At 58.7% G+C, this 3,466-nt stretch carries 3 protein-coding genes; 1 reads left to right on the top strand and 2 read right to left on the bottom strand.

Going from position 1 to position 3,466, the window contains the following annotated elements; translation table 11 throughout:
- On the top strand, window positions 1-517 hold a 517-nt coding region (locus ACOI1H_RS24315; RefSeq protein WP_422440797.1), incomplete at its 5' end, for a recombinase family protein.
- 456 nt (window positions 518-973) lie between these two features.
- Here ACOI1H_RS24315 and ACOI1H_RS24310 read toward each other — a convergent pair.
- Together ACOI1H_RS24310 and ACOI1H_RS24305 are read right to left on the bottom strand one after the other, a co-directional pair.
- Window positions 974-2,773, bottom strand: a complete 1,800-nt coding sequence (locus tag ACOI1H_RS24310; protein WP_422440795.1) for a M10 family metallopeptidase C-terminal domain-containing protein — start codon at window positions 2,771-2,773, stop codon at window positions 974-976.
- A 78-nt stretch (window positions 2,774-2,851) separates the two neighbouring features.
- The gene (locus ACOI1H_RS24305) at window positions 2,852-3,310 is read right to left on the bottom strand and encodes a hypothetical protein (protein WP_422440793.1); all 459 of its coding nucleotides are present in this window, start codon (window positions 3,308-3,310) and stop codon (window positions 2,852-2,854) included.
- Window positions 3,311-3,466 lie beyond the last annotated feature (156 nt).

Here is a 3,466-nt window from a genome sequence, read left to right as displayed (position 1 = left end):
TCACCTCGCCAAGGTCACCGGTGCCACGCTGGTCATCGCCAAGCTGGACCGGCTGTCGCGCAATGCCGCCTTCCTTTTGACCCTCCGGGACAGCGGCGTGCGGTTTATGGCCGTCGACATGCCGGAAGCGAACGATCTGACCGTCGGCATCATGGCGCTGGTGGCGCAGCAGGAACGCGAGGCCATCTCGCGGCGCACCAGAGAGGCACTGGCGATCGCAAAGGCGCGGGGTGTGAAGCTGGGCAACCCGAATGGTGCGGCGGCCCTGAAGCGCGCGGGAAAGGGCGGTACGGCCTTGCGTGCGACCGTGGCGTCAAATGCCGACCGCTTCGCCGAGGACCTCCGGCCCGTGATCGACGACGTGCAGATGCAAGGGGTCACGACCCTCCGCGCCATCGCTGCCGCACTGAACGACAGGGGCATGCTGACCCGGCGGGGTGGGACGTGGCAGGTGTCGAATGTCAGGAATTTGGTGAAGCGGCTGGATAGGCATAAGCCGCGTGACATCCAGTGTTGATCCGGAACTGAGGCGCTGTCGCATCAACCCCGTCGTCGGTCAGATTTTGCCGGAAGATGCCTGTGCTGGTAGCGCACTGCGGCTCGATCGCACCGCATCGCATCGCCCGGCCGCGTCCAAGCGCAGACTCCGAGGCCGGTTGGCCTTGGACGATTGTGCTGGACGCGTGAAAGCCGCCAAGATCCTCATCGTGCTCCATGTTTTCGCTACTGGTCACTTTGGCGGCTCCACACAGAGTTAATGATCACCCGCCCATCGCGCTCATGTCAGGTGCTCGGCTATGTCGGCATGCTCGCGCATCTTCGGCTTTCTTCCGACCAAATTCACAGCGACACCGAAGCGGTCTACGGTGCGTCAAAGCATCCACGTCACGCCGTAGACGAGCGCAAGCCCTGTCACGCTTTTTGGGCGCATTGCGTAGCGTAAATTGAAAGCCTTTTGGCATCACAGCATAGGTTACAAGATGAAGTCATTGACCGAAAGAGTTCCGATGCCCTGGACGAGGATTTGCATGTCGCCATACCCATCACCATTTTGGTCGACCGCCACAATCACCCCGCCTTTCGCCAAGTGATGAATGCGCACGTCGCCTTGTCGATCGTCTCCATCAAAGCCTGCTCTGCCGATGAATTCAAAAGCCTGATTGCCGCTACGGCCCAGATGTCCATCTAGAGGGGCAAAGCTGATCCGATCTATTCCTCTAGTAAAATCGCTGATCACGTCGCGATGGGACGCAGTTGGCAAGCTGTCCGTTGCACGGTTGTAGATAAACGTATCGTCCCCAAAGCCACCGTGCAGCACATCAGACCCATGGCCGCCAATGAGCCGGTCGTTACCCGCATGGCCTTGCAGTCGGTCGTTGCCATTCCCACCGTGGAGCAAATCAGACCCATGGCCGCCAACGAGCCGGTCGTTACCCGCATTGCCTTGCAATCGGTCGTGGCCAGTCCCACCGTGCAGCAAATCAGACCCATGGCCACCAACGAGCCGATCGTTACCCGCATTGCCTTGCAGTCGGTCGTGGCCATTCCCACCGTGGAGCAAATCAGACCCATGGCCGCCAACGAGCCGGTCGTTACCCGCATTGCCTTGCAATCGGTCGTGGCCAGTCCCACCGTGCAGCAAATCAGACCCATGGCCGCCAACGAGCCGATCGTCACCCGCCTTACCATTCAGTCGGTCGTTGCCACTCCCACCCCGCAGGATGTCATTGCCATATCCACCCTTGAGAATGTCTGGCCCGTTCAGTCCGTATAGAACGTCGTTTCCGTTACGGCCCAACAGGGTATTTGCAAATTCATTTCCAATCACTCTGTCTTGCCCAGATCCGCCAAACGCTTGCTCGACCGTTACGCCTTCTGCAATAGTAAAGCCGCCTTTGATGCCCTCGGCTGCTGATACAAAACCACCGCCGCCGGGGATATAACTCAGCTGTGCCGCTCGCAGATCGATAGTGGCATCATTGCGCCCATCGTAGACAATGCGATCCACCCCGCCGGTATCCCAGATCGCCTGCCAACCGGTGCCGATTCCATTTGCTTCCGGAAGTCGATAGACGGTGTTGCCATCGGCTTGTTGGGCCGGGCCATACATTAGCTGCAAGGCAGCTATATCCAGCGCCATGGGTCCCGACTGGTGCCCGTATTGGTCTGAAACCGGGGCCGTTGCACGTCCTGTATGGTAGCCGCGATTATAGGACATGGTCGTAAAGATGCCTTGATTAAGGCTTGCAAACCCAAAAGAATCGAAATCTGATGTGACGCCGGGCATGATGTTGGAGCCGGCCCCTCCATCATGCGGATGCATCACTCCCAAGCCATGGAGTAGCTCGTGCATGACCGTGGCCGCGCCATTACCGCCCGGCTCCAGATTGCCGCCTCCGAAGCGATCGAAGTGATTGCCGTTGAACACCCCCACGCCTGCAGCGAAGCTGGAACCGGGCGGATAGAAGTATCCCAGTTCAAACGGTTGCATCTCATTGGTATCAAGAACAAGCCGGAAGTCGGCTGTATTTGGCCGGGTCACGACTTCGAAGGTTATGTCTGCAACCGCTTCGATCTGCGCGAAAGCCTGCGTGAACCGGGCTCGTTCGTATGCGGTAAAACCCTCGCCGGTAGTATACTCGTCGAAGTTTTCTCCGACCTCACCGAAATAGACCCGGATCGCGGTGTTGGCCAAGGCTGTATTACCGACGATCGCCTCCAGCGGTCCCAATGGTGCCGCTGGAGCAGGGGTAAAATTGAAGTTGCCCGACATTACACACAGATCCTCGTAAACCTACCACGTCGCCTGACTTGCTAAGGGTCACACGTCACAATACCAGTCCCAAACACGTTAATCGCGGTTGCCACCCTTGGCATTGCTGGCTGCATTCCCGCGTTCACTCCGATTGCCTAGCCCGGCCGCGCTGCCGCGCTCACCACGGGCCTCGCCGCCTGCTTGTCTGGCCGCAGCGGCCCGGTCATTCCGGTTACCACCTTTCGCTTCACTTGCCGCAGCGCCACGTTCGCTGCGATTATCACCTTTGGCCGTGCTTGCGGCGACGCCACGGTCACTGGGAGTGTCAGCACGATCCGCATCGGACGCTTCGCTGAGGCTCACCTCCCCATCATTATTTGTATCGAGAGCGGCAACTGCCGCGGAGCCAGCATCTCCGAACGCTGCCACAATCTCCTCTTGTTGAAGGACCTGGTCACCGTTCGTATCGATCTGTGAAAAGTTGATGGCTTGAGCTGTTGCTGCAGGGCCGAAGAAAGCAGCAGTCAATGCGAGCGGCATTACGAACTTTTTCATGTAATTCTCCAGATGATCTGGCCGGCATCCGGCTTTGGGTCACTTAAGCGCTCGCAAGATGGCTAAATAATGTCACCGGCGGTATGTGATGATCGATTGCGCTTAGTGAACTGCGTATTCCGGGGTGATGCGCCCACCGATTCCGATTTGATGCGC

Origin of the sequence: Loktanella sp. DJP18 (assembly GCF_049310965.1) — a bacterium.
Classification (GTDB): Bacteria; Pseudomonadota; Alphaproteobacteria; order Rhodobacterales; family Rhodobacteraceae; genus Loktanella.
Note: the sequence above shows the minus strand (reverse complement) of the source record. Positions and strands in the feature narration are given on the sequence as shown.